This window comes from Pseudomonas sp. CGJS7, from assembly GCF_036961695.1.
On record NZ_JBAMDI010000048.1, the window covers coordinates 29642 to 55189 of the forward strand.

At 63.1% G+C, this 25548-nt stretch carries 26 protein-coding genes; 10 read left to right on the forward strand and 16 right to left on the reverse strand.

What is annotated here, in order from left to right; all coding sequences use genetic code 11:
- The first annotated feature begins 22 nt into the window (after positions 1-22).
- On the forward strand, positions 23-1339 hold the full coding sequence (locus V7787_RS25995; protein ID WP_010955414.1) for a lytic murein transglycosylase: 1317 nt from the start codon (positions 23-25) through the stop codon (positions 1337-1339).
- 33 nt (positions 1340-1372) lie between these two features.
- Here V7787_RS25995 and V7787_RS26000 read toward each other — a convergent pair whose 3' ends face one another.
- The 13 genes from V7787_RS26000 to V7787_RS26060 form a co-directional block, all read right to left on the reverse strand.
- Positions 1373-2311: a S66 peptidase family protein gene (locus tag V7787_RS26000; RefSeq protein WP_064491145.1), complete on the reverse strand. Its 939-nt coding sequence runs from the start codon at positions 2309-2311 to the stop codon at positions 1373-1375.
- Positions 2312-2409: 98 nt separating this feature from the next.
- Positions 2410-3426: a lipoyl synthase gene (gene lipA, locus V7787_RS26005; RefSeq protein WP_336090106.1), complete on the reverse strand. Its 1017-nt coding sequence runs from the start codon at positions 3424-3426 to the stop codon at positions 2410-2412.
- A 2-nt stretch (positions 3427-3428) separates the two neighbouring features.
- Entirely contained in the window at positions 3429-4076 is a 648-nt protein-coding gene (gene lipB, locus V7787_RS26010; RefSeq protein WP_003249738.1) for a lipoyl(octanoyl) transferase LipB, read from the reverse strand.
- Positions 4076-4351, reverse strand: a complete 276-nt coding sequence (locus V7787_RS26015; RefSeq protein ID WP_010955417.1) for a DUF493 domain-containing protein — start codon at positions 4349-4351, stop codon at positions 4076-4078. The genes lipB and V7787_RS26015 overlap by 1 nt, the downstream gene beginning before the upstream one ends.
- 73 nt (positions 4352-4424) lie before the next feature.
- Entirely contained in the window at positions 4425-5585 is a 1161-nt protein-coding gene (locus V7787_RS26020; protein ID WP_010955418.1) for a D-alanyl-D-alanine carboxypeptidase family protein, read from the reverse strand.
- 220 nt (positions 5586-5805) lie between these two features.
- Positions 5806-6807: a septal ring lytic transglycosylase RlpA family protein gene (locus V7787_RS26025; protein ID WP_064491146.1), complete on the reverse strand. Its 1002-nt coding sequence runs from the start codon at positions 6805-6807 to the stop codon at positions 5806-5808.
- On the reverse strand, positions 6807-7817 hold the full coding sequence (mltB, locus tag V7787_RS26030) for a lytic murein transglycosylase B (protein WP_014592536.1): 1011 nt from the start codon (positions 7815-7817) through the stop codon (positions 6807-6809). The genes V7787_RS26025 and mltB overlap by 1 nt, the downstream gene beginning before the upstream one ends.
- A gap of 17 nt (positions 7818-7834) precedes the next feature.
- Positions 7835-8938, reverse strand: a complete 1104-nt coding sequence (gene rodA, locus V7787_RS26035; RefSeq protein ID WP_050545941.1) for a rod shape-determining protein RodA — start codon at positions 8936-8938, stop codon at positions 7835-7837.
- Between the two features lie 38 nt (positions 8939-8976).
- Positions 8977-10866 (reverse strand): penicillin-binding protein 2, encoded by a 1890-nt coding sequence (gene mrdA, locus V7787_RS26040; protein ID WP_010955422.1) that lies wholly within the window; start codon positions 10864-10866, stop codon positions 8977-8979.
- Positions 10867-10882: 16 nt separating this feature from the next.
- The gene (gene rlmH, locus V7787_RS26045; RefSeq protein ID WP_003249722.1) at positions 10883-11350 is read right to left on the reverse strand and encodes a 23S rRNA (pseudouridine(1915)-N(3))-methyltransferase RlmH; all 468 of its coding nucleotides are present in this window, start codon (positions 11348-11350) and stop codon (positions 10883-10885) included.
- A gap of 10 nt (positions 11351-11360) precedes the next feature.
- Positions 11361-11780, reverse strand: a complete 420-nt coding sequence (gene rsfS / locus V7787_RS26050) for a ribosome silencing factor (RefSeq protein ID WP_009685825.1) — start codon at positions 11778-11780, stop codon at positions 11361-11363.
- Between the two features lie 43 nt (positions 11781-11823).
- Positions 11824-12516 carry a nicotinate-nucleotide adenylyltransferase gene (gene nadD / locus V7787_RS26055; protein ID WP_020191776.1) on the reverse strand — a complete coding sequence of 231 codons (693 nt, stop codon included), beginning with the start codon at positions 12514-12516 and terminating at the stop codon, positions 11824-11826.
- On the reverse strand, positions 12485-13756 hold the full coding sequence (locus V7787_RS26060; protein ID WP_336090114.1) for a glutamate-5-semialdehyde dehydrogenase: 1272 nt from the start codon (positions 13754-13756) through the stop codon (positions 12485-12487). Before V7787_RS26060 ends, nadD begins: the two co-directional genes overlap by 32 nt.
- 305 nt (positions 13757-14061) lie before the next feature.
- On the opposite strand from V7787_RS26060, the gene V7787_RS26065 reads away from it, so the two are divergent.
- Entirely contained in the window at positions 14062-14730 is a 669-nt protein-coding gene (locus V7787_RS26065) for a DNA-3-methyladenine glycosylase (protein ID WP_010955424.1), read from the forward strand.
- A gap of 2 nt (positions 14731-14732) precedes the next feature.
- Positions 14733-16049, forward strand: coding sequence for a bifunctional DedA family/phosphatase PAP2 family protein (locus V7787_RS26070; RefSeq protein ID WP_064491149.1), 1317 nt, complete (start codon positions 14733-14735; stop codon positions 16047-16049).
- Positions 16050-16159: 110 nt separating this feature from the next.
- On the opposite strand, the gene V7787_RS26075 is transcribed toward V7787_RS26070, so the two are convergent.
- Genes V7787_RS26075 through V7787_RS26085 form a run of 3 tightly spaced genes read right to left on the reverse strand, consistent with a single transcriptional unit; the run spans position 16160 to position 17835 of the window.
- A complete protein-coding gene (locus V7787_RS26075) occupies positions 16160-16750 on the reverse strand; it encodes an LON peptidase substrate-binding domain-containing protein (protein ID WP_336090117.1) in 591 nt (196 codons plus the stop codon).
- Between the two features lie 9 nt (positions 16751-16759).
- The gene (locus V7787_RS26080; protein ID WP_064491150.1) at positions 16760-17476 is read right to left on the reverse strand and encodes an LrgB family protein; all 717 of its coding nucleotides are present in this window, start codon (positions 17474-17476) and stop codon (positions 16760-16762) included.
- Positions 17473-17835: a CidA/LrgA family protein gene (locus V7787_RS26085; RefSeq protein ID WP_047604683.1), complete on the reverse strand. Its 363-nt coding sequence runs from the start codon at positions 17833-17835 to the stop codon at positions 17473-17475. The genes V7787_RS26080 and V7787_RS26085 overlap by 4 nt, the downstream gene beginning before the upstream one ends.
- A 143-nt stretch (positions 17836-17978) precedes the next feature.
- On the opposite strand from V7787_RS26085, the gene V7787_RS26090 reads away from it, so the two are divergent.
- From V7787_RS26090 to purD, 7 genes are all read left to right on the forward strand, one after another.
- Positions 17979-18434, forward strand: coding sequence for a MaoC family dehydratase (locus V7787_RS26090; RefSeq protein ID WP_003249703.1), 456 nt, complete (start codon positions 17979-17981; stop codon positions 18432-18434).
- A gap of 116 nt (positions 18435-18550) precedes the next feature.
- The gene (gene prmA, locus V7787_RS26095) at positions 18551-19429 is read left to right on the forward strand and encodes a 50S ribosomal protein L11 methyltransferase (protein ID WP_336090120.1); all 879 of its coding nucleotides are present in this window, start codon (positions 18551-18553) and stop codon (positions 19427-19429) included.
- A gap of 42 nt (positions 19430-19471) precedes the next feature.
- Positions 19472-20827, forward strand: a complete 1356-nt coding sequence (locus V7787_RS26100) for a DUF3426 domain-containing protein (RefSeq protein WP_336090122.1) — start codon at positions 19472-19474, stop codon at positions 20825-20827.
- Positions 20828-21034: 207 nt separating this feature from the next.
- Positions 21035-22048, forward strand: coding sequence for a tRNA dihydrouridine synthase DusB (dusB, locus tag V7787_RS26105; protein WP_003249695.1), 1014 nt, complete (start codon positions 21035-21037; stop codon positions 22046-22048).
- Positions 22045-22365: a DNA-binding transcriptional regulator Fis gene (gene fis / locus V7787_RS26110; RefSeq protein WP_012274390.1), complete on the forward strand. Its 321-nt coding sequence runs from the start codon at positions 22045-22047 to the stop codon at positions 22363-22365. Before dusB ends, fis begins: the two co-directional genes overlap by 4 nt.
- An 81-nt stretch (positions 22366-22446) precedes the next feature.
- Positions 22447-24054, forward strand: coding sequence for a bifunctional phosphoribosylaminoimidazolecarboxamide formyltransferase/IMP cyclohydrolase (gene purH, locus V7787_RS26115; protein ID WP_003249687.1), 1608 nt, complete (start codon positions 22447-22449; stop codon positions 24052-24054).
- Between the two features lie 146 nt (positions 24055-24200).
- Entirely contained in the window at positions 24201-25496 is a 1296-nt protein-coding gene (gene purD / locus V7787_RS26120; protein ID WP_003249685.1) for a phosphoribosylamine--glycine ligase, read from the forward strand.
- Positions 25497-25548 lie beyond the last annotated feature (52 nt).

Below are 25548 nucleotides of genomic sequence, written 5' to 3' on the forward strand. Positions count from 1 at the left end.
ACCTGCAACTCTGGATCTGTGCATGCTCTTCCGTCTTATCCCCCGCTGGGAAACCCGCCAGCTGATCGCGGCCTCCAGCTTCATCCTGCTCGTGGCCTGTGCGGAAAAGCCCACCGCCGCCGACGCGCTGCCGCTGGCCCCTGCCCAACCCAATCCCGTGGTGACCGTGCCCGGCGCAACGCCCGACGTCAGCACTGACATCCAGCCCCTGCAAACCTTCGCCCAATGGCAAGCGGGCTTCCGCGAGCAGGCCCTGCAAGCCGGCATTTCGCCGAGCACCTTCGACCGCGCCTTCCTCGGTGTCACCCCCGACCTGGACGTGATCAAGGCAGACCGCAGCCAGCCGGAGTTCACCCGCCCGGTGTGGGAATACCTCGAAGGCGCCCTGTCGCCCCTGCGTGTGCGCAACGGCAAGAAGCTGCTGGAGCAGAACGCCGAGCTGCTGACTCGCCTTGAGCAACGCTATGGCGTGGACCGCCAGGTGCTGGTCGCGGTGTGGGGCATGGAAAGCAACTTCGGCCAGTTCCAAGGCAGCAAGTCGGTGATCCGCTCGCTGGCCACTTTGGCCTATGAGGGCCGCCGCCCACAGTTCGCCCAGGATCAGCTGATTGCCGCGCTGCAGATCATCCAGCATGGTGACATCCAGCCTGAAGCCATGCGTGGCTCGTGGGCCGGCGCCATGGGCCAGACCCAGTTCATCCCGACCACCTACAATACCCATGCCGTGGACTTCGACGGCGATGGCCGCCGCGACATCTGGAACAGCACACCAGATGCCTTGGCCTCAACAGCGCACTACCTGCAGAGTTCGGGCTGGAAACGCGGCCAACCGTGGGGCTTCGAGGTACAGGTGCCGGCTGGTTTCGACTTCTGGCAGGCCGATGGCGCACTGCGCAAACCAGTGAGTGAATGGCTCGCGATGGGCGTGAAACTGCCAGCGGGCACCCAGCTGCCGGCAGGTAGCAACCAGCTGTCTGCCGCCCTGCTGCTGCCGGCCGGTGCACGCGGCCCGGCGTTCCTGGTGCTGGACAACTTCCGCGCCATCCTCAAATACAACAACTCGTCGTCCTATGCCTTGGCGGTGAGCCTGCTCGGGGATCGCTTCAGCGGCTGGGGCTTCATTGCCGGCAGCTGGCCGAAAGAGGATCTGCCGCTCAGCCGCACCGAGCGCATGGAGTTGCAGAACTTGCTGAACAGCCGCGGGCATGATGCGGGTAATGCAGATGGCATTATCGGGGCCAATACCCGCAAAGCGATTCGCAATGCCCAGCAAGGGCTGGGCTGGCCGGCGGATGGCTACCCGACCCATAAGCTGCTTGAGAGCCTGCGGCAGCAGTAGGCATTTCGGGGCCGCTGCGCGGCCCCGGTAGTTTCACGCCCTGAACAGGTCCTGCTCCAGCACCAGTGTTTGCTGAACACTGTCGAGCCTCACCCGAGCCCCCAGGGGCAAGCATACATTCGGGTCACAGTGCCCGCTGCGCCAACCCGCCAGCACCGGCACACCCAGCGGTGCAAACGTATCCTCCAGCAACGGCGTCAGCGCCGCAGTGGTAATCCCGGCAAAGTCGCCCACCAGCACGCCCTTGACCCCCTCCAGCTTGCCTGCCAGGCGTAACTGGGTCAGCAGCCGATCCACCCTGTACAACGGCTCGTTGACATCCTCGATGAACAGGATGCAGCCCTGGGTATCCAGCTCGGCAAGGGTCCCCATGGTCGCCCCCAGCATCGACAGGTTGCCCCCCAGCAACGGTCCGCTGGCCACCCCCGGCAGCACGCAGTCCAATGCGAAGCCCGCCGGGTGCGCGACCTGCTCGCCTGCCCTCACATGCCCACCCAGTTGCGCCAGCAACGACGACTCGGTCGGTGGCAACTTGGCCCCCAACAGGTCGGCATTGAGCATCCCCCCATGGAAGGTCACCAGCCCGGCATGCCGGTAGATCGCCGTATGCAACGCGGTGATGTCGCTGTAGCCGATCAGCGGCTTGGGGTTGCGCCGGATCAGTTCAAAGTCGAGCTGGTCAAGCAGGCGCATGCTGCCGTAGCCCCCACGCATGCACAGGATGGCGTCCATGGCCGGATCGGCAAACGCTGCATGCAAGTCCTGCAGGCGCTGCTGGTCCGGCCCCGCCAGGTAGCCCTGCGCCTGCAGGGCACCCGGGTAGATATGGCAACGGTAGCCGCGGTCAACGAACCACTGGCTAACCTTGTGCGCATCAAGCCGCGCCGCGCCCGCCGGGGCGACAATGGCAAAACATGCGTTGGCCGGCAGCGCGGCTGGCAGGGTGGATTGGAAGGTTTTGGCGCAATACATCGCGGCTCCTTGCAGCGCATGGGACACAAACAAAAATGCCGATGCCGCCCTTGGGCGCGCATCGGCATCTGTGGCTCTGCTCTAGGCTAGAGCATAGCTCAGAGCTTGATCTTGGCTTCGTGGGCCTGCTGGTCGGCGTGGTACGAAGAACGCACCAGCGGGCCAGAAGCAACGTTCTTGAAGCCCATCTTGTAACCTTCCTCGGCGAACCAGGCAAAGGTGTCCGGGTGAACGAAACGCTGCACCGGCAAGTGGCTGCGCGACGGCTGCAGGTACTGGCCAAGGGTGAGCATGTCGATGTCATGCTCGCGCATGCGGTGCATCACTTCGATCACTTCCTCGTCGGTTTCGCCCAGGCCGAGCATCAGGCCCGACTTGGTCGGTACGTGCGGCACCAACTGCTTGAACTTCTGCAGCAAGTCCAGCGACCAGTCATAGTCCGAACCCGGGCGCGCGGCCTTGTACAGGCGCGGTACGGTCTCGAGGTTGTGGTTGAACACATCCGGCGGCTCTTGCGCGGTGATTTCCAGGGCAACGTCCATACGGCCACGGTAGTCAGGCACCAAGGTCTCCAACTGCACGCCCGGCGACAGCGCGCGGATTTCCCGGATGCAGTCAGCAAAGTGCTGGGCACCGCCGTCACGCAGGTCGTCGCGGTCCACCGAGGTGATCACCACATACTTCAGGCGCAGGTCGGCAATGGCAACAGCCAGGTTTTTCGGCTCGTCCAGATCCAGCGGTTTCGGTCGGCCGTGGCCAACGTCGCAGAACGGGCAACGACGGGTGCAGATGTCACCCATGATCATGAAGGTGGCGGTACCACCCGAGAAGCACTCGCCCAGGTTCGGGCAGGAGGCCTCTTCGCACACGCTGTGCAGTTTGTGCTTGCGCAGCAGTTGTTTGATGCGGTCTACCTCGGGCGACACCGGGATACGCACGCGAATCCAGTCGGGCTTCTTGGGTAGCTCATCGGTAGGGATGATCTTCACCGGGATGCGCGCGACTTTGTCGGCACCACGCAGCTTGACCCCAGCTTCCACCTTCTTCGGCGCTGGGCGCGGGATGGCATCCTGGGTAGGTATCAGGTTCGGCACGGCTTCTTGCACAGTTGTCATATTCAGTCGATTCCGCCCGTGAGGGTCGTCTGCTCAGCGTAGTCGAGGTGCTTGACCAGCTGTCCGCGCAGCCTTGTCCTGACCTCGTCGAGTTCGATCGGACCTGCCAGGTCGCGCAGCTGGGTCATCGCCAGCCCCGCATAGCCGCAGGGGTTGATTCGGCGGAATGGCGCAAGGTCCATGTCCACGTTCAGGGCAAGGCCGTGAAACGAACGGCCGTTGCGAATTCGCAGGCCGAGGGAGGCGATTTTCGCTCCGTCGACATAGACACCCGGGGCATCGGGCTTGGCAGACGCCTGAACAGCATAGCTGGCGAGCAGGTCGATGAGGGCCAGCTCGATACGGCTGACCAGCTCACGCACGCCAAAGCCCAGCCGGCGCACATCCAGCAGCAGGTAGGCCACCAGCTGCCCGGGGCCATGGTAGGTGACCTGGCCGCCGCGGTCGGTCTGCACCACCGGGATGTCGCCCGGCACCAGCAGGTGCTCGGCCTTGCCGGCCTGCCCCTGGGTGAAGACCGCAGGGTGCTCGACCAGCCAGATTTCATCCTGGCTGTCCGGGCTGCGCTGCTCGGTAAAACGACGCATGGCCTCCAGCACCGGTTCATAGGGCTGCAGGCCAAGCTCGCGAAAACCGAGGCAGGCGGACATCAAAGCACCATTTTCACGATGCCGGTAGCGCGCAGGGCGCTGTTGATATCGTGCAGCTGGTTCTCGCTTTCGGCAACGATGTGCAATTGCACGGTGGTGTACTTGCCTTCCTTGCTCTGGCGTTCGGCCAGGGTGGAAAGGTCGACTTTGGCGTGCTTGCTGAGAACCTCGATGACCATGTCCTTGAAACCGACAACGGTGTCACCAATGACCTTGATCGGGTAATCGTCGCAAGGGAATTCGATCTTGTGCGACTTGACGTCTGGTTCGCTCATGGCGGAAACGGCCTCGTAAGCCGTGGCAACAACAACACCCCCGCGGTAGGCGCGGGGGCATGCAGGTCACGTATCAGTTGAACAACCCGTAGAAGAATAGACGGATGCTATCCCACATACGGCGGAAGAAACCACCTTCCTCGACGCCATCAAGGGCGATCAGGTCGGCACTGTGAATCACTTTTTCGTCCAGTTTGACTTCCACTTTGCCGATCACGTCACCTTTGGCGATCGGTGCGGTGAGCTGCGGGTTCATGGTCATCGAAGCCTGCAGGCGCTTCAATTGGCCTTTAGGCATAGTCATGGTCAGGTCGTCAGCCAGGCCAGCCTTGACTTGGCTGGTAGCGCCCTTCCAGACCGGCGCCTGGGTCAGCTCGGTGCCTTTCTGGTAGAAGGTCTGGGTTTCGAAGAAGCGGAAACCGTAGGTCAGCAGCTTCTGGGTTTCGGCAGCACGCGATTGCTCGCTGTTGGTACCGAACACCACGGCGATCAGGCGCTGGCCGTCACGAACGGCCGAAGCCACCATGCAGTAGCCGGCTTCGTCGGTGTGACCGGTTTTCAGGCCATCGACGGTCTTGTCACGCCACAGCAGCAGGTTGCGGTTAGGCTGCTTGATGTTGTTCCAGAAGAACTCTTTCTGCGAGTAGATGGCGTAGTGGGCCGGGTCGACGTTGATGATCGCGCGAGCCAGGGTCGCCATGTCGTGCGCCGACGAGTAATGCTCGGGGTGCGGCAGACCGGTCGGGTTCATGAAGTGGCTGTTGGTCATGCCCAGGTCGGCAGCCGTCTTGTTCATCATGTCGGCAAAGGCGTCTTCGCTGCCGGCGATGTGCTCGGCCAAGGCGACCGAGGCGTCGTTACCGGACTGGATGATGATGCCGTGCAGCAGGTCGCTGACCGTGACCTGGCTGCCAACCTTGATGAACATGCGCGAACCGCCGGTACGCCATGCGTTTTCGCTGACAGTAACCGGGTCGCTTTCACCGATCTGGCCGCGGCGGATGTCCAGGGTGGCGATGTAGGCGGTCATCAGCTTGGTCAGGCTGGCTGGCGGCAGGCGCTCGTCACCGTTGTTCTCGACCAGCACGTTGCCGCTGGACGCGTCCATGAGTACGTAGGACTTGGCTGCCAGTTGGGGTGGCGCAGGCGTCATCTGCTCCGCCGCGAAGGCGGCAGGCGTGATCAGCAGCAGTACAGGCAGGCAAAGTCGTTTGGCAAGGTTGGTGATGTTCATCCGTCTCTCGAAAATCGCTAATGGTCTGAGATGTTCCCTGGGCAAGATCATGTGCCCAGCGCCAGTCAGTCTAGTTTTATGGCCAATGGCCTGGCCCGCGAACGTGCGGCTTTATGTCGCTGCGGGCAAAAGCGGTCATTGTACATGGCCGCGACCGGCAATTCATGACAAAACCGATAGTTTGGTGTTGCCGTCTTCGCAGGCGCGCCCGCTCCCACAGTCAGTCTGCTGTGACCAGCTTTGCCTGCCCCAAGTTCGCCAGGCGAATGCTGTCTTGTGCTTGCTGGATCTCGCCCTGGCTGCCGATCGGCCCCAGGCGCACGCGGTGCAGGGTCTGCTGGTTACGCACGATCGAGCTGATGAACACGGGTGCATTGACCATGGTGCTGAGCTTGGCGCGCAGCAACTCGGCAGCGTCCGGGTTGGCGAACGCGCCTACCTGCAAGAAACTGCCACCGCTACCGCCGGGCACGTTATTGCCACCCACCTGCACGGGTACCACGGGCGCTGCGTGCTGCTGTGGCGGCGGGGTCCACTGCTCGACCCGCCCGGTACTGGCCGGTATTGCCTGGGTCTGCGCCACTTGCGGCTCCTTCAGCACCATCGGCGGCGTTTGGCCGCGCTGAGCCCACCACTGCTGCGGGTCGATACCCTCGACGCGCACATGCGCGGTGCCGATCTCGGCATAGCCGAGCTTTTTCGCGGCAGCATAGGACAAGTCGATGATTCGGTCGGAATAGAACGGGCCACGGTCGTTCACCCGAAGGATCACGCTGCGGCCGTTCGCCAGGTTGGTCACCCGCACATAGGCTGGCAGCGGCAGGGTCTTGTGCGCTGCGCTCATGCCATACAGGTCGTACAGCTCGCCGTTGGCAGTGTTCTGCCCGTGGAACTTGGTGCCGTACCACGACGCCGTACCCTCGGCGCGGTAGTTGCGCGAGTCCTGCATCGGGTAGTAGGTCTTGCCCAGCACGGTGTACGGGTTGGCCTTGTAGTTACCGGTGTGCACGGTCGGGGTGGCATCGGGGATCTTGTTCACATCCACGTCCCACCACGGTGCGCCGTCCTTGTGCGCCCGGTTGATGTCCAGGCCCGGCTGGCTACGCACGACATTACCACTGCTTTTCGGGGCCGGGCGGTTGGAAGAGCAGCTGACCAGCGCCACACCGACGGCGAGGCAGGTGAGCAGCTTGAAAGCGTTGCCAGAGATGATTGCGCGCATTACTTGACGCCCCGTACTTGAACCAGCTGTTCCGCAAGCTGATGTACCGCCATGGCATACATCACGCTGCGGTTGTAGCGAGTGATCGCGTAGAAGTTCTTCAGGCCCATCCAGTACTCGGGGCCGCTCTCGCCCTCGAGACGGAAGGCGGTAACCGGCAGATCATCGCGCAGCGAATCATGAACCGACCAGCCAAGCGTACGCAACTCCCCTACCGTTTTCACCGGCTCGATGCCGGTGGTCAGGCCTTCGTCGGCGCGCTCACCTTCAACCCAGGCGCGACTGACCACACCCTCACCGGCCACCCAGCCGTGGCGCTTGAAGTAGCTGGCCACGCTGCCGATGGCATCGTCAGGGTTGTTCCAGATATTGATATGGCCGTCCCCGTCGAAGTCCACCGCGTAGTTGCGGAAGCTGCTTGGCATGAACTGCGGCAGCCCCATGGCGCCGGCGTACGAGCCCTTGAGCGTCAAGGGATCGAGCTGTTCCTCACGGGCCAGCAGCAGGAACTCTCGCAGCTCCTTGCGGAAGAACTCGGCCCGTGGCGGGTAGTCGAAGCCCAGCGTCGACAGGGCGTCGATCACCCGGTAGTTGCCGGTATTGCGGCCAAAGAAGGTTTCCACGCCGATGATCGCGACAATGTACTGCGCAGGTACGCCGTACTCCTGCTCGGCACGTGCCAATACAGCCTCGTGCTGACGCCAGAAATCCACACCGCGAGCGATACGTGCATCGGTGATGAACATCGGCCGGTAGTCCTTCCACGGTTTGACCCGCTCGGCCGGGCGCGAGATGGCGTCGAGGATCGACTGCTTGCGCTGCACCTCACGAAACACACCCATCAGTTGCTCAGGCGCAAAACCATAGTCGCGGCTCATTTCGCCAACAAACGCGGCTACCTCGGGCGAGCCGTCGTATTCGCCGGCATGGGCCAGCTGTACAGCGCCGAACAGGCCCACCGCACCGATCCAAGGCGCACAACGGGCAGCCCAGTTACGCACTGCTTGCATGAAATTGTTCACCTTATTCAAACCTGCGCGATCCATTTGCGGTGCGTATGGATCGACATCAAAACGCCAAACGCTGACAGCAGCGTCACCAACGATGTTCCGCCATAGCTGATGAAAGGTAACGGCACGCCCACCACGGGCAGAAGGCCGCTTACCATTCCGATATTGACGAACACGTATACAAAAAAAGTCATGGTCAGGCTGCCCGCAAGCAGCTTGCCGAACAGGGTCTGCGCCTGGGCGGTGATCACCAGGCCACGGCCGATCAGCAGCAGGTAGACAATCAGCAGCAGGCAGATGCCGACCAGGCCGAATTCCTCGCCGAGCACGGCGATGATGAAGTCGGTGTGGCTTTCCGGCAAAAAGTCCAGGTGCGACTGCGTGCCAAGCAGCCAGCCTTTGCCAAACACCCCGCCCGAGCCGATCGCCGCCTTGGACTGGATGATGTTCCAACCGGTGCCCAACGGGTCGCTTTCAGGGTCGAGGAAGGTCAATACCCGCTGCTTCTGGTAGTCGTGCATGACGAAGAACCACATTGCCACCGCGACTGGCACGGCTGCCGCCAGCACGCTGAGGATCCAGCGCCAGCGCAAGCCGCCCATGAACAGCACGAAGGCACCGGAGGCCAGGATCAGCAGCGCGGTCCCCAGGTCTGGCTGACGTACGATCAGCATGAACGGCACGCCGATCAGCAGCAGGCTGATCGCCACGTGCTTCAAATGGGGCGGCAAGGTGCGCTTGGACAGGTACCAGGCGATGGTCGCCGGCATGATGATCTTCATGAATTCCGAGGGCTGGAAGCGGATCACCCCCGGAATGTTGATCCAGCGTGTGGCCCCCATGGCGTTGTGGCCCATCACGTCGACCACTACCAGCAACAGCACCCCGGCCAGGTAGGCCAACGGCACCCAACGCGCCATGAAGCGCGGCTCCAGCTGGGCGATGACGAACATCGACACCAGACCGATGCCAAACGAGGTGGCTTGCTTGAGCAGCAGGTCCCAGTTCTTGCCACTGGCCGAATACAGTACGAACAGGCTGCCGGCTGCAAGGGTCAGCAGAATGATCAGCAAGGGGCCGTCGATATGGATGCGTTGCAGAAAGCTCGCACGCCGACGCATCACATCCTCGCTGGAGAGCATGCGATCGAAATTGTTCATCACAGGGCCGATTCCTGGGTAACGGTGGCGGGCGCGAACTCGGGTTTGAGCCGGCCATTTTCGTCGAGCAGCCAGGCGTCCATGATCTGGCGTACCACCGGAGCGGCGACACCCGAGCCGGACTCACCGTTCTCGACCATCACCGAAACCACGATTTTCGGGGCTTCGGCTGGGGCAAACGCGACGAACAACGCATGGTCGCGGTGGCGCTCCTGGAGTTTGTTGCGATCGTACTTCTCGCCCTGCTTGATCGCCACCACCTGGGCGGTACCGCTCTTGCCGGCAATGCGGTACTGGGCTCCGGCAGCTGCCTTGCGCGCGGTACCGCGGGCGTTGTGCATCACCTGTTCCATGCCATGGGTGACCTTGGCCCAGTCGGACTTGTCACGCAGCACGATGTCTTCCATGGGGTTGTCGTCCACCGGCGGCAGGCCTTCGATGGTCTTGGCCAGGTGCGGGCGGTTCCACACACCTTTGTTGGCGATCAGTGCAGTGGCCTGGGCCAGTTGCAGCGGCGTAGCCTGCATATAGCCCTGGCCGATGCCGAGAATCAGGGTTTCGCCAGGGAACCAGGCCTGGCGACGGGTGGCACGCTTCCATTCGCGCGACGGCATCAACCCGGCAGACTCCTCGAACATGTCGAGGGAAACCCGCTGGCCGATACCGAACTTGTTCATGTAGCTGGACAAGCGATCGATGCCCATCTTGTGCGCAAGGTCATAGAAGTAGGTGTCGTTCGAGCGCATGATGGCGGTGTCCAGGTCGACCCAGCCATCCCCGGAGCGGTTCCAGTTACGGTATTTATGGTCGTAGTTGGGCAGCTGGTAGTAGCCAGGGTCGAACACCCTGCTGCTGGCATTCACGACGCCACTGTCCAGACCGGCAATAGCCACCGCCGGCTTGATGGTCGACCCCGGCGGGTACAGGCCACGCAGCACGCGGTTGAACAGCGGCCGATCGATCGAATCGCGCAATTCGGCATAGGCCTTGAAGCTGATGCCGGTGACGAACAGGTTGGGGTCGAAGCTAGGCTGACTCACCATCGCCAGTACCTCACCGGTTCGCGGGTCGAGCGCAACCACTGCACCACGCCGGCCTCCCAGGGCGGCTTCAGCGGCCTCCTGCAGCTTGATGTCCAGGCTCAGCACAATGTCCTTGCCCGGCTTCGGATCGGTGCGCTTGAGCACCCGCAACACCCGGCCACGGGCGTTGGTCTCGACTTCCTCGTAACCCACCTGACCGTGCAGGGCGGCCTCGTAGAAGCGCTCGATGCCGGTCTTGCCGATATGGTGGGTACCGCTGTAGTTCACCGGGTCGAGCGTTTTCAGCTCTTTCTCGTTGATTCGCCCTACATAACCCACCGAATGGGCGAAATGCGCACCCTGCGGGTAATGCCGCACCAGCTGGGCCACCACCTCGACACCCGGCAGGCGGAACTGGTTTACCGCCACGCGGGCGATCTGCTCTTCGTTGAGCTCGAACAGGATCGGCACCGGCTCGAATGGCCGGCGGCCTTGGCGCATGCGCTTCTCGAACAGGGCACGGTCGTCAGCGGTGAGGTCCAGCACTTCGACGATGGTATCCAGCACTTCCTGCCAGTTACCCGCACGTTCGCGGGTCATCGACAGGCTGAAGCTGGGCCGGTTGTCGGCAACGATCACCCCGTTGCGGTCGAAGATCAGCCCGCGGGTCGGCGGGATCGGCTGCACATGCACCCGGTTGTTCTCCGACAGCGTGGAGTGGTAGTCGTACTGGATGATCTGCAGGTAGTACAGCCGCGCGATCAGCACGCACACAAGCAGCATGATCGCGACTGCGCCGACCACGACGCGTTTGCGCACCAGGCGGGCGTCTTTCTCGTGGTCCTTGAGACGGATCGGCTGCGACATCGGACTGCTTAAAGGCTCATTTGTGGTAAGGGTGCCCGGACAACACGGTCCAGGCGCGGTAGATCTGCTCGCCGATGAGTATCCTTACCAACGGGTGCGGCAACGTCAGCGGCGACAGCGACCAACGTTGCTCGGCGCGCGCGCAAACCTCAGGCGCCAGGCCCTCCGGGCCGCCCACCATCAAATTCACCGTGCGCGCATCCAGGCGCCAGCGGTCCAGCTCGGTCGCCAGCTGCTCGGTACTCCATGGCTTGCCATGGACCTCGAGGGTGACAATGCGTTCCCCAGGCTGCACTTTGCTCAGCATGGCTTCGCCCTCCTGACGGATCAGGCGGGCGACGTCGGCATTCTTGCCACGGGTATTCAGCGGGATTTCCACCAGCTCCAGCGACAGCTCGGCGGGCAGGCGCTTGGCATATTCATGCCAGCCTTCCTCGACCCACTTCGGCATGCGCGAGCCGACCGCAATCAGGCGCAGACGCACAGCGCTTTCCTTATTCGCGGTCTTTGAGCTTGTCGGAGTACTCGTGGGCATGGTCCGGGCTGTGGTGCTTGCCATCGGCGGCACGGCTTTGCTCGGCACCCTGCCACAGACGCTCAAGGTCGTAGAACTGGCGGGCAGCGGCGGTCATCATGTGCACGATGACGTCGTTCAGGTCCAGCAGCACCCAGTCGCTGTCGCCCTTGCCTTCTTCACCCAGTGGCTGGGCGCCCTTGGCCTTGACTGCTTCACGGACCTTTTCGGCCATCGCGTTGATCTGGCGGTTGGAGGTACCGGTGGCAATGATCATGTAGTCGGTCAGGCTGTGCTTCTCGCGCACGTCGATGACCTGGATGTCCTGGGCCTTGACGTCTTCCAGCGCTGCCTTGGTCACTGCGACCAGTTCTTCGCCGTAAATTTTCTGCTTGGTCATATAAAACTCGTTCAACTCGTTGGATGAGGCGCCAGAGGCACCGTCAGTTGGGCGCACGATACAGTTCGTGCGCCTCGATATAGGCCAGTACGGCGTCCGGCACCAGGAACCTCACCGATTTGCCGCTGGCCAGCAGCTGTCGGATCTGTGTAGCCGACACCGCAAGCGGCGTCTGCCAGACGAACGAAATATTTCCCGCCGGGCCGGACATGGCGGTGGGATCGCTCTCCGAGCGCGCAGCCAACAGGTTGCGCAACTCGTCAGGGGGTTCTACGTCGGCATCCGGACGTTGCAGTACCAGGATGTGACAGTGTTGCAGCAATTCTTCCCAGCGATGCCAGGCGGGCAGGCCACAGAAGGCATCCCAACCCAGCACCAGGAACAGCTGGTCGTGGCCGGACAGTTCGGCGCGGATCGATTCCAGCGTATCGATGGTGTACGACGGCTTGTCACGTTCCAGCTCGCGGGCATCGACGCTCAGGCAAGCGACGCCCTGCACCGCTTCACGGACCATCGCCAGGCGATCCTGCGCGGCCACCTGTGGCGTGTCGCGGTGCGGCGGCCGGGCATTGGGCAACAGGCGTAGCTCATCCAACCGCATGAACTCGGCCACTTCAAGCGCGCTGCGCAAGTGGCCGATATGCACGGGGTCGAAGGTACCACCTAGAATGCCGATACGCCGGACTGCCTGGGCCTTGCTCAACTCAGCAGGACCCCTGGCCGCGCAACTGGCCATCGCCGATCACCACATACTTCTCGCAGGTCAGGCCTTCCAGGCCGACAGGGCCGCGGGCATGCAGCTTGTCGGTGGAAATACCGATTTCCGCACCCAGGCCGTACTCGAAGCCATCGGCAAAGCAGGTCGGGGTGTTGAGCATGACCGACGCCGAATCGACCTCAGCCATGAACTGACGGGCTTCACCCTGGTGTTCGCTGATGATCGAGTCGGTGTGGTGCGAGCCATAGTGGTTGATGTGCTCGATGGCCTGGTTCAGGCCGTCGACCACGCGAATCGACAGGATCGCATCGAGGTATTCCGTGTGCCAGTCGGCTTCGGTGGCCGGTTTGGCGCTGATGATAGCCTGGGTACGCTCGCAACCGCGCAGCTCCACGCCATTCTCCACGAAGCGGCGGGCCATTTCTGGCAGGAAGCGCTCAGCCACTTGTTGGTCGACCAGCAGCGTTTCCATGGCACCGCAGATGCCGTAGCGGTAGGTCTTGGCGTTGAAAGCCACATTCCAGGCCTTGTCCAGGTCGGCATGCTGGCTGACATAGATGTGGCAGATGCCGTCCAGATGCTTGATCACCGGCACGCGGGCATCGCGGCTGATGCGCTCGATCAGGCCACGGCCTCCGCGCGGCACGATGACATCGACGAATTCCGGCATGCTGATCAGCGCGCCCACGGCTTCGCGGTCGGTGGTTTCGACCACCTGCACCACCGCCGCCGGCAGGCCGGCTTCGGCCAGGCCACGCTGAATGCAGGTGGCAATGGCGCGGTTGGAGTGGATGGCTTCGGAACCGCCACGCAGGATGGTTGCATTGCCCGACTTGAGGCACAGGCTGGCGGCATCAATGGTCACGTTCGGACGCGATTCATAGATGATCCCGATCACTCCCAGCGGGGTTCGCATCTTGCCTACCTGAATGCCCGATGGACGGTAGCTCATGTCGCGGATGGCACCGACTGGGTCCGGCAGGCTGGCCACCTGACGCAAGCCGGTGATCATGCCGTCGATACGCGCCGGGGTCAGCGCCAGACGGTCGAGCAGTGCGGGCTCCAGGCCACTGGCGCGGCCGGCGGCCAGGTCCAGCTCGTTGGCAGCGGTGAGTTCGGCACGGGCAACGTCCAGCGCGTCAGCGGCGGCTTGCAGGGCGCGGTTCTTCTGCGCGGTGCTGGCACGGCCAATCACCCGGGAAGCCTCACGGGCAGCGCGACCCAAACGGGTCATATAGTCAAGAACGGACTCAGTCATGGGTTCGGTGTCTTGGCGAAGGGGAAATCGGCTGATTATAACTGCCGCGCAGGTGTACGCCCAGCGGCGGGTGGCGGATGGTAGAAAATGGATGGGGCAATGTGTAGGAAAGATGTAACCGGGGTTATCGAGATTTCCACCTCCTGTCGCGGCCCTTTCGCGGGCGCGCCCGCTCCCACAGGGATTTGTGTAGGAGCGGGTTTACCCGCGAACGGGCCGGCACTGCCCACATCACCATCCGATTCAGCCTCGATTAAGCCATTCATTGCTATCATCCCCGCCTCTCCAGCCACGAACTGCCCCGCATGCCAGCCCTGCCCGACAGCTTTTTCGACCGCGACGCCCAGACCCTGGCCAAGGCACTGCTGGGCAAGGTCATCCGTCACCGCCACGGCGACCTGTGGCTGGCCGCGCGAATCATCGAGACCGAGGCCTACTACCTTTCCGACAAAGGTAGCCACGCTTCGCTCGGCTACACCGAAAAACGCAAGGCGCTGTTCCTGGATGGGGGGCACATCTACATGTACTACGCCCGCGGCGGCGATTCGCTGAACTTCAGCGCCCACGGGCCGGGCAACGCGGTGCTGATCAAGTCTGCCTATCCTTGGCAGGACACCCTCTCGGGGCCCGACAGCCTGGCGCAGATGCAACTGAACAATCCCGATGCAAGCGGCAATATCCGCCCGCAAGAGCGCCTGTGCGCCGGCCAGACCCTGCTATGCCGGGCCCTGGGCCTGAAAGTGCCGCATTGGGACGCCCAGCGTTTCGACGCCGAACGCCTGTACGTCGAGGACTGCGGCAACGCCGTGCCCCGGGTGATCCAGGCTGCTCGCCTGGGCATCCCGCACGGGCGCGACGAGCACCTGCCGTACCGCTTCGTCGATGCCGAGTACGCCCGTTTCTGCACACGGAACCCGTTACGCCGCGGCCAAGTCGAAGGCCGTGATTTCTTCATTCTCGAACAAGGAAGCTGAACATGGGCCAATGGCTCGACAGCCTGACCGGCTGGCTCAGCGCCAACCCGCAGTGGCTTGGCCTAGCGATTTTCCTGGTGGCCTGCATCGAATGCCTGGCCATCGCCGGCATTATCGTGCCGGGCACCGTACTGCTGTTCGCCGTTGCGGTACTGGCCGGTAACGGCACGTTCAGCCTGGGCGAAACGCTGCTCCTCGGCTTTCTCGGCGGCCTGCTGGGCGACGCCATGTCTTACGCAGTGGGCAAGTACTTCCACCAGAACATCCGCCGCCTGCCGCTGCTACGCCACCATCCGGAGTGGATCGGCAGCGCCGAAAGCTACTTCCAGCGTTATGGCATCGCCAGCCTGCTGGTAGGCCGCTTCATCGGCCCGCTGCGGCCGATGCTGCCAATGGTCGCCGGCATGTTCGACATGCCCCTGCCGCGCTTCATCGCCGTCAGCCTGCTGGCGGGCGCCGGCTGGTCGGTCGCCTACCTGCTGCCCGGCTGGGCCACCGGCGCCGCCATGCGCCTGCCCCTGCCGGAAGGCTTCTGGCTGGACGCCGGGATCATCGCCGGCGCCCTCGCGGTGCTGATCGGCCTGAGCCTCAATACCAGCCTGCGTGACCAGCGCCACGGCACCAGGCTGGTTGCCGCGCTCAGCTTCATCACCCTGGCCGGTGTATTCCTCGGCTGGCCCTACTTCCATGAGTTCGACCAAGGCGTGATGACACTGGTCCAGGAGCATCGCAGCCAGGCCATCGACAGCACCGTGGTGCTGGTGACACGGCTAGGCGATTTCCGCACCCAGTTGTTCCTCGGCGCCCTGCTGACAGGCCTGCTGCTGCTTGCCCGTCAATGGCGACACGCATTTTTCGCGGCGGGCGCGTTGATGGGCACGGCGATCGCCAACGGCACACTGAAATGGCTATTTGCCCGGGCCAGGCCGGAAGTACTGACCGACCCACTGACCAGCTACAGCATGCCCAGCGGGCACAGCTCGGCATCGTTCGCGTTCTTCCTGGTCATGGCCGTGCTGGCAGGGCGTGGCCAGCCACCACGGATGCGCCTGACCTGGGTGATGCTGGGGTGCATTCCAGCGCTGGCGATTGCCCTGTCGCGGGTGTACCTGGGGGCGCACTGGCCAACCGATATCCTGGCCGGGGCCCTGCTGGCTTGTTGCGTGTGCGCACTCAGCCTGACATTGGTGCAACGCCAGCAGACCCTGCCAGCCCTGCCGCTGCGGGTGTGGTGGCTGGTGTTGCCGGCATGCGTGGCGCTGCTGGCGTTCTTCGCCATGCATGCGCTGCCGCAGGCGTTGGTCAGGTATCAATATTGATGTTGCCTGTGCGGGCCTATTCGCGGGTGAACCCGCTCCTACGCGGGGATCGCGCCTGTCGTAGGAGCGGGTTTACCCGCGAAGGGGCCGGCACAGGCAATACAGAACCATCAGGCGAACAACTCACCCTGAATCCGCTCCAGCAGTTTCTGAATCTCGCCCAGCCGCTGCTGTGGCGAATCGAGGGTCAGCAGGTCCAGCTTGTCCTCTTCCATGAACGGCAACAGGTACGCCAGCTGATTGGCCAGCGCCTGACGCCCGTCCACCGGCCGCGGCATGCCCAGCGCTTCGACCATGGGGTGCTCACCCAGAGCCACCAGCAGCGCCAATAGGTCGTCATCGGCTTCCAGCAACGGGCTGTCGGCGTGCTCCGGCAGCCATTGCACCTGGCCCACCAGCAACTGGTCCTTCTGCACCTCGGAGCTTTCCAGATTGAAGCGCCGCACGCCCTCGACGCGGATACCCAGCAAGCCGTTATCCTGCTGCACGAAGTCGCGGATCACCGCTTCACAGCCGATCGAGGCGACCACCGGCGGCGCCTTGCCGACTTGCTCGCCCTCAAGGATGCACACCACACCAAACCCTTCGCCCTGCTTCATGCAGCGCCCGATCATGTCCAGGTAGCGCGCCTCGAAAATCTGCAAATCGAGAAAGCAGCCAGGAAACAGCACGGTATTGAGCGGAAACAGCGGTAGCGTCATCACAATTCCTCAAGCCACCAGGCTGACCGCCAGCGGCAGGAACACCGCTGTAGCCACTCCCATCAGGCTCATCGCCAGCGCGGCAAAGGCGCCGCATTCGTCACTTTCCTGCAGGGCCACCGAAGTGCCCACTGCGTGCGCGGTCACGCCCAGCGACATGCCGCGCGCCTCAGGGCTGTGCACGCCGAAGCGGCTCAGCAACGCCGGGCCGAAGATCGCCCCGATCACCCCGGTAATCAACACGAACACTGCCGCCAGGGCCGCCACGCCACCAATCTGCTCAGCCACCAGCATGGCGATCGGCGAGGTGACGGACTTCGGCGCCATGGTCATCAGGATCATGTGCTCGGCACCGAACCACAAACCCAGCACCAGGCAGCAGAGCGTGGCGAACAGGCCTCCGACTACCAGCGTAGTAAATGTAGGCCAGAACAGCTGGCGGATCCGCCGCAGGTTGAGATAGAGCGGCACAGCCAGGGCCACCGTAGCGGGCCCCAGCAGGATGTTCATGATTTCGGTGCTTTTGCGGTACTCGCTGTAATCGATGCCGCACAGCAGCAACACACCGATCACCAGCAGCATCGACACCAGTACAGGTTGCAGGAAGATCCAGCGGGTTTTCTCGTAGGCTGCCAGCACTACCTGATAGGCCCCCAGCGTGATGCCGATACCGAACAATGGGTGGTGAATGACCGCATCGAGTGCGCCCTGCCAGTCGAGCATCATGGCTGCTCCTCACGCTTGCCCTGGCGCTGGATGAGCTTTTGCATCAGCACACCGACGAACACCAGGGTCAACAGACAGGAGATCAGCAAGGCCCCGGCAATCGCCCAGAAGTCGGCGGCAATGTCCTTGGCATATACCATCACCCCGACTGCCGGCGGTACCAGCAGCAGCGGGAGATAGCGCAGCAAGCTGCTGGCGGCCTCGTTCAGCGGCTTGCCGACCTCACCGCGAGCCATGAGAAAGAGCAGCAGCAACAACAGGCCGATGATCGGCCCGGGCAAAAACGGCACAAACAGGTGATTGATCGCCGTCCCCAGCAGCTGGAACAGTACCAGCCAGGTCAAACCACGCAACAGCATAAGCATCTCCCTCGGGCATGGCCGCCATTATAAGCACGCTCAGCTATAGACCGATATTCGCCGAAAAGCGGGCAACTTGACTGAAACGGTTCGCCGTGCTGATCTTGTACTTTCGTACCAACTGACAACCCGGAGAGTCCGCGATGCCCCATGTACCGGTTACAGAGCTTTCGCAGTACGTTGGCAAGGAGCTGGGCCACTCGGAGTGGGTGAAGATCGACCAGCAGCGCATCAACCTGTTCGCCGAGGCGACCGGCGACTTCCAGTTCATCCATGTCGACCCCGAGAAGGCAGCAAAAACCCCGTTTGGCGGCACGATTGCCCATGGTTTCCTGACCTTGTCGCTGATCCCCAAGCTGATCGAGGACATCCTCGTTCTGCCGCAAGGGCTGAAGATGGTGGTGAACTACGGGCTGGACAGCGTGCGCTTCATTCAGCCGGTCAAGGTCGACAGCCGGGTTCGGCTGAAGGTAAAGCTGGGCGAGGTGACCGAGAAAAAACCGGGGCAGTGGCTACTCAAGGCGATTGCCACGCTGGAGATCGAGGGTGAAGAGAAGCCTGCTTATATAGCCGAGTCGCTGTCGCTCTGTTTTGTCTGATACATGCCCGGGGGCTGCAGTGCAGCCCCCGATCCACAAATCCCCCGCACTCGCGTAAACTGCCAGCCTTCGCGCAGCCTAGGGCTGCCCCTGTCGATTTATCAAAGGTGCCCGCCATGCCCTGGCTGCAAGTACGCCTGGCCATCAGCCCGGAACAAGCCGAAACCTATGAAGATGCGCTGCTTGAAGTAGGCGCCGTCTCGGTCACGTTCATGGATGCCGAAGATCAACCGATCTTCGAACCAGACCTCAACACCACCCCGCTGTGGTCGCACACTCACCTGCTGGCGCTGTTCGAGGCCGATGCCGACCCTGAACAGGTGTTCTCCCACCTGCGCCTGCTGACCGGCGCCGAGCTGCCCGAGCACCAGGCCGAGGTGATCGAGGACCAGGACTGGGAACGCAGCTGGATGGACAACTTCCAGCCGATGCGCTTCGGCCGCCGCCTGTGGATCGTGCCCAGCTGGCACGATGCCCCGGAAAAGGACGCCGTGAACCTGCTGCTCGACCCGGGCCTGGCCTTTGGCACCGGCACCCACCCCACCACGGCCCTGTGCCTGGAATGGCTCGACGGCCAGCAGCTTGAAGGCACCCAGGTGCTGGACTTTGGCTGCGGTTCGGGCATCCTGGCCATCGCTGCGCTGCTGCTGGGCGCCCGCGAAGCGGTAGGCACCGACATCGACGTGCAGGCCATCGAGGCTTCGCGCGACAACGCCCAACGCAACGGCATTGCCGACGAGAAACTGGCGCTTTACCTGCCCGAACACATGCCGGCGATGCAGGCCGACGTGCTGGTTGCCAACATCCTCGCCGGCCCGCTGGTGTCGCTGGCGCCACAGTTGTCCGGCCTGGTTCGCCCAGGTGGCCTGCTGGCGCTTTCGGGCATCCTCGCCGAGCAAGGTGAAGACGTGGCCGCCGCTTATGCCACCGACTTTGAACTGGACCCGATCGTCGTGCGCGACGGCTGGGTGCGCATCAGTGGTCGGCGTCGCTAAGCGGGCCTAGAATACTTTTCTGCACAGCTCCCGGATCGCCGCATGACCGACAGTTTCGTCACCCAGTGCCCGCATTGCCAGACCAGCTTTCGCGTCACCCACCACCAGTTGGGCGTGGCCCGTGGCGTGGTGCGCTGCGGTCACTGCCTGCAGGTATTCAATGCCACCAAGCAGCTGCTGGAGCAAAACCGCGCCGCCACCACCAGCGCCCCCGTGGTGCCGGCACCGGTACCTGCAGTGCCTGCCGAGCCGCTGGCCGAGCCGGCGCAAGAGCCTGCCACCAGCGTACGCGGCACCCCCCCTGACCAGGACTGGGCGCTGACTGCCCAGGCGCTGGACGAGCTCGACCTCGACAAGGAACTGGAGCGCCTGGAGCGTCGTGGCCAACCGGCCCCGACCCACCCGGCCAGCCAGGATGACAAGCTGCAGGCACGGCGCGATGAACTTCACCCGGACGAGCACGCAGAAGACCTTTTCGGCACGGCTACCGATGAGCCCTACGTGCCGCAGGAACCGGCAGAGCCTACCCCGGTGCTGCTGGAACCGGAACCTTTGGAGCTCGACCTGGAGCCTGCACCCGGCGAACGCACCGAGCCTACCCTGGGCAGCAACCTTGACCTGGACATCGATGGCGAGCCCCCCGTGCACGGTGCGGCCGAACGCGATGACCAGCCCGCATTCAGCGAACCGCTGCGCATCAGCGATGACGAAACCCCGGAAACGGGCCTGAGCGCCCGCGACGACGAGCCACTGGCGCTGCGCCTGTCGGCGCATGACGACGAGCCCGTCGAGCCGCTGCCCGGAGAGCGCCTGGAACCAGGCCTTGCCGGCAAACCCGAGCGCCCCTCGCGCAAGGAGCCGCTGGTCGATGTGGTCGACGACCCCTTGCAGCTAGGCTGGGAAAAACCCGCACCCAACTGGGGCAAGCGCCTGCTGTGGGGCTTTCTGACCCTGCTGGCTGCCGGCCTGCTCGCGTTCCAGTACGTGTGGTTCCACTTCGACGAAATGGCCCGCCAGGACCAGTATCGGCCGATTTTCCAGCAGATCTGCCCGATGGTCGGTTGCCAGGTGCCTACCCGCGTCGATATTGCACGCATCAAGAGCAGCAATCTGGTGGTACGCAGCCACCCGGACTTCAAGGGCGCGCTGATTGTCGACGCGATCATCTACAACCGCGCGCCGTTCGCCCAGCCATTCCCGTTGCTGGAGCTGCGCTTCGCCGACCTCAATGGCCAACTGATCGCCAGCCGTCGCTTCAAGCCCAGCGAGTACCTGTCGGGCGAACTGGCAGGGCGTGGCGAAATGCCCAGCCAGACGCCAATCCACATTGCCCTGGACATCCTCGACCCTGGCCCGAAGGCCGTGAATTACAGCCTGAGCTTCCGTTCGCCGGAGTAGGCGACAAGCGGCCAGCAGCGAGCGACAAGACAAGAAGCCCCAACCGCGACCGCTTTTCGTCCTGTCGCCTGCTGCTTGAAGCGCAAAGGCATAAGCCGACAACTGTTCAGATTTTATCCAAATCCATCTTTATCCAGTCATCGAGAGCGGGTATCATGCCAACCCTTTTTCGAACTCCAAGATTCGGCCCCACAACAGGGATCACCTATGTCGGCGGTACGCATCGGCCAATACACACTACGTAACAACCTGATCCTCGCGCCCATGGCCGGGGTCACGGACCAGCCTTTCCGTACACTTTGCCAGCGCCTGGGCGCCGGTATGGTGGTGTCGGAAATGGTTAGCAGCGACATGAGCCTGTGGAACAGCCGCAAGTCGAGCCTGCGCCGCATCCATGAAGGTGATCCCGAGCCACGCTCGGTGCAGATCGCCGGCGGCGATGCGCAGATGATGGCAGCGGCGGCAAAGGCCAATGTCGAGGCGGGTGCCCAGATCATCGATATCAACATGGGCTGTCCGGCAAAAAAAGTCTGCAACAAAGCCGCAGGCTCTGCTTTATTGAGAGATGAAGCCTTGGTCAGCGAGATCCTCCACGCCGTGGTCAGCGCCGTGGACGTACCGGTGACCCTGAAAATCCGCACCGGATGGGACCGGGCGAACAAGAACGGCCTGAACGTGGCGAAGATCGCCGAACAGGCTGGCATCCAGGCGCTGGCGGTGCATGGCCGCACACGTGCCGACCTGTACACCGGCGAAGCCGAGTACGACACCATCGCTGCCATCAAGCAGGCGGTGTCAATCCCGGTTTTTGCCAACGGCGATATCACCTCGCCAGAAAAGGCCCGGGCGGTGCTGGAAACCACCGGGGTCGATGGCCTGTTGATTGGCCGGGCTGCCCAGGGGCGGCCATGGATCTTTCGCGAGATCGAGCATTACCTGCGCACTGGCGAACATCTGCCAGCGCCGCAACTGGACGAAGTGGAACGCATCCTGCTGGAGCATCTGGCCGCGCTGCATGCCTTCTATGGCGATGTGATGGGCGTACGTATCGCCCGCAAGCACGTTGGCTGGTACCTGGCAACACGACCCGGCGGCAAGGAGTTTCGCGCCCGGTTCAACGCTTTGGAAGACACACAAGCGCAGTGCGCCAACGTTCGCGCGTTTTTCAGCGAACGTCGACAGAGCCTTGAGACAGAGGACGGACAAGGGGTGGCCGCATGACGATGATGACCGAGACATTTGTGAGTGGAACAACGCCCGTGAGCGACAACGCCAACCTGAAACAGCACCTCAACACGCCGAGCGAAGAGGGCCAGACCCTTCGCGACAGCGTCGAGAAGGCGCTGCACAACTACTTCGCCCACCTGGAAGGCGCGACCGTGACGGACGTGTACAACCTGGTGCTCTCCGAAGTCGAGGCGCCCCTGCTCGAAAGCGTGATGAACTACGTGAAGGGCAACCAGACCAAGGCCAGCGAGATGCTCGGGCTGAACCGAGGCACCCTGCGCAAGAAGCTCAAGCAGTACGACTTGTTGTAAGCCAGAATCCCATCCAGAAAAGGCGACTCCCTGAACAGAGGCGCCTTTTTTGCTGACTCCACCGCGTTATTGGAACCCGAAATGACCGACCAGACTACCCGCCTGCCAGTCCGCCGCGCCCTGATCAGCGTCTCCGACAAGACCGGTATCCTCGAATTCGCCCGTGAGCTGCAGCAGCTCGGTGTCGAGATCCTGTCCACCGGCGGCACCTACAAGCTGCTCAAGGACAACGGCGTAAACGCGGTGGAAGTGGCCGACTACACCGGCTTCGCCGAAATGATGGATGGCCGGGTCAAAACCCTGCACCCGAAGATCCACGGCGGTATCCTCGGCCGTCGTGGCACCGACGACGCCATCATGAACGAGCACGGCATCAAGCCGATCGACCTGGTTGCGGTCAACCTGTACCCGTTCGAAGCCACCATTTCCAAGCCTGGCTGTGACCTGCCGACCGCCATCGAGAACATCGACATCGGCGGCCCGACCATGGTCCGTTCGGCAGCCAAGAACCACAAGGACGTGGCCATCGTGGTCAACGCCAGCGACTACGCCGGCATCGTCGAAGGCCTCAAGGCCGGTGGCCTGACCTATGCCCAGCGCTTCGACCTGATGCTCAAGGCGTTCGAGCACACTGCCGCCTACGACGGCATGATCGCCAACTACATGGGCACCATCGACCAGGCCAAGGACACTCTGAGCACCGAGGCGCGCAGCGAATTCCCGCGCACCTTCAACAGCCAGTTCGTCAAGGCACAGGAAATGCGTTACGGCGAGAACCCGCACCAGAGCGCGGCGTTCTATGTAGAAGCCAAGAAAGGCGAAGCCAGCATTTCCACCGCTGTCCAGCTGCAAGGCAAGGAACTGTCATTCAACAACGTGGCCGACACTGACGCCGCGCTGGAATGCGTAAAGAGCTTCGTCAAGCCGGCCTGCGTCATCGTCAAGCACGCCAACCCGTGCGGCGTGGCGGTAGTACCTGAAGACGAAGGCGGCATCCGCAAAGCCTACGACCTGGCCTACGCGACCGACACCGAATCGGCGTTCGGCGGCATCATCGCATTCAACCGTGAACTGGACGGCGAAACCGCCAAGGCCATTGTCGACCGCCAGTTCGTCGAAGTGATCATCGCCCCGAAAATCTCCCAGGCCGCCCGCGACGTGGTGGCTGCCAAACAGAACGTACGCCTGCTGGAGTGCGGCGAGTGGCCAGCCGAGCGCGCTGCCGGTTGGGACTTCAAGCGCGTCAACGGTGGCCTGCTGGTGCAAAGCCGCGATATCGGCATGATCACCGCCGATGATCTGAAGATCGTCACCAAGCGTGCCCCGACCGAGCAAGAGATCCACGACCTGGTATTCGCCTGGAAAGTGGCCAAGTTCGTCAAGTCCAACGCCATTGTCTACGCCAAGCAGCGCCAGACCATCGGCGTCGGCGCCGGCCAGATGAGCCGCGTCAACTCCGCCCGCATCGCTGCAATCAAGGCCGAGCACGCTGGCCTGCAGGTGCAGGGCGCGGTCATGGCGTCGGATGCATTCTTCCCGTTCCGTGACGGCATCGACAATGCAGCTAAAGTGGGTATCAGCGCCGTGATCCAGCCGGGTGGTTCGATGCGTGATGCTGAAGTCATCGCTGCTGCCGACGAGGCCGGCATCGCGATGGTCTTCACTGGCATGCGCCACTTCCGCCACTAATTACGCGGATCCCGAGGCGAGTCGAGATCCTGTGGGAGCGGGCTTGCCCGCGAATACGATGGTGGATTCACCGCCGCATTCGCGGGCAAGCCCGCTCCCACAGTGTTCGGCGCAAGCCACGGGATCACTTGAATCGAGGTTTTGACATGAAAGTTTTGATCATCGGCAGCGGCGGCCGTGAGCACGCCCTGGCCTGGAAAGTCGCCCAGGACCCACGCGTCGAGAAAGTCTTCGTTGCCCCGGGCAACGCCGGTACCGCCATTGAAGCCAAGTGCGAGAACGTCGCCATCGACGTGTGCGCCCTGGAGCAATTGGCCGACTTCGCCGAGAAAAACGTCGACCTGACCATCGTCGGCCCGGAAGCACCGCTGGTTATCGGCGTGGTCGACCTGTTCCGCAGCCGCGGCCTGGACTGCTTCGGTCCAACCAAGGGCGCGGCCCAGCTGGAAGGCTCCAAGGCCTTCACCAAGGATTTCCTGGCGCGTCACAAGATCCCGACCGCCGACTACCAGAATTTCACCGAGATCGAGCCAGCGCTGGCCTACCTGCAGGAAAAAGGCGCGCCAATCGTGATCAAGGCCGACGGCCTGGCGGCAGGCAAAGGCGTGATCGTCGCCATGACGCTGGAAGAAGCCGAAGCCGCCGTGCGTGACATGCTGGCTGGCAACGCCTTCGGTGAAGCAGGTTCGCGTGTTGTGATTGAAGAGTTTCTCGACGGCGAGGAAGCCAGCTTCATCGTCATGGTCGACGGCCACAATGTGCTGCCCATGGCCACCAGCCAGGACCACAAGCGCGTCGGCGACCAGGACACCGGCCCGAACACGGGCGGCATGGGCGCCTACTCCCCTGCCCCGGTCGTTACCGCCGACGTGCACCAGCGCGTGATGGACCAGGTGATCTGGCCAACCGTGCGCGGCATGGCCGAGGAAGGCAACGTCTACACCGGCTTCCTCTACGCCGGCCTGATGATCGACAAGGCGGGCAACCCCAAGGTCATCGAGTTCAACTGCCGCTTCGGCGACCCGGAAACCCAGCCGGTCATGCTGCGCCTGGAGTCGAGCCTGGTCCTGCTGGTGGAAGCTGCATTCGCCAAGGCACTGGACAAGGTCGAAGCCCAGTGGGACCCGCGCCCGAGCCTGGGCGTGGTCCTGGCAGCGGGCGGTTACCCGGGCGACTACGCCAAGGGCGACGTGATCAACGGCCTGGACGCTGCCGCCAAGATCGAAGGCAAGGTATTCCATGCCGGTACTGCGCTCAAGGATGGCAAGGTAACCACCAACGGCGGGCGCGTGCTGTGTGCCACCGCCATGGGCAGCACCGTTGCCGACGCGCAGCAGCAGGCTTACCGCCTGGCCAAGGAAGTCAGCTGGAACGGCAGCTTCTACCGTTCCGACATCGGCTATCGGGCCATCGCCCGCGAGCGCGGTGAGCACCAGCAGTAAGTACTACCGGTATGCCGTAGCGGTTTCAGCCTGCGGCATCCGGCTCGTCGAC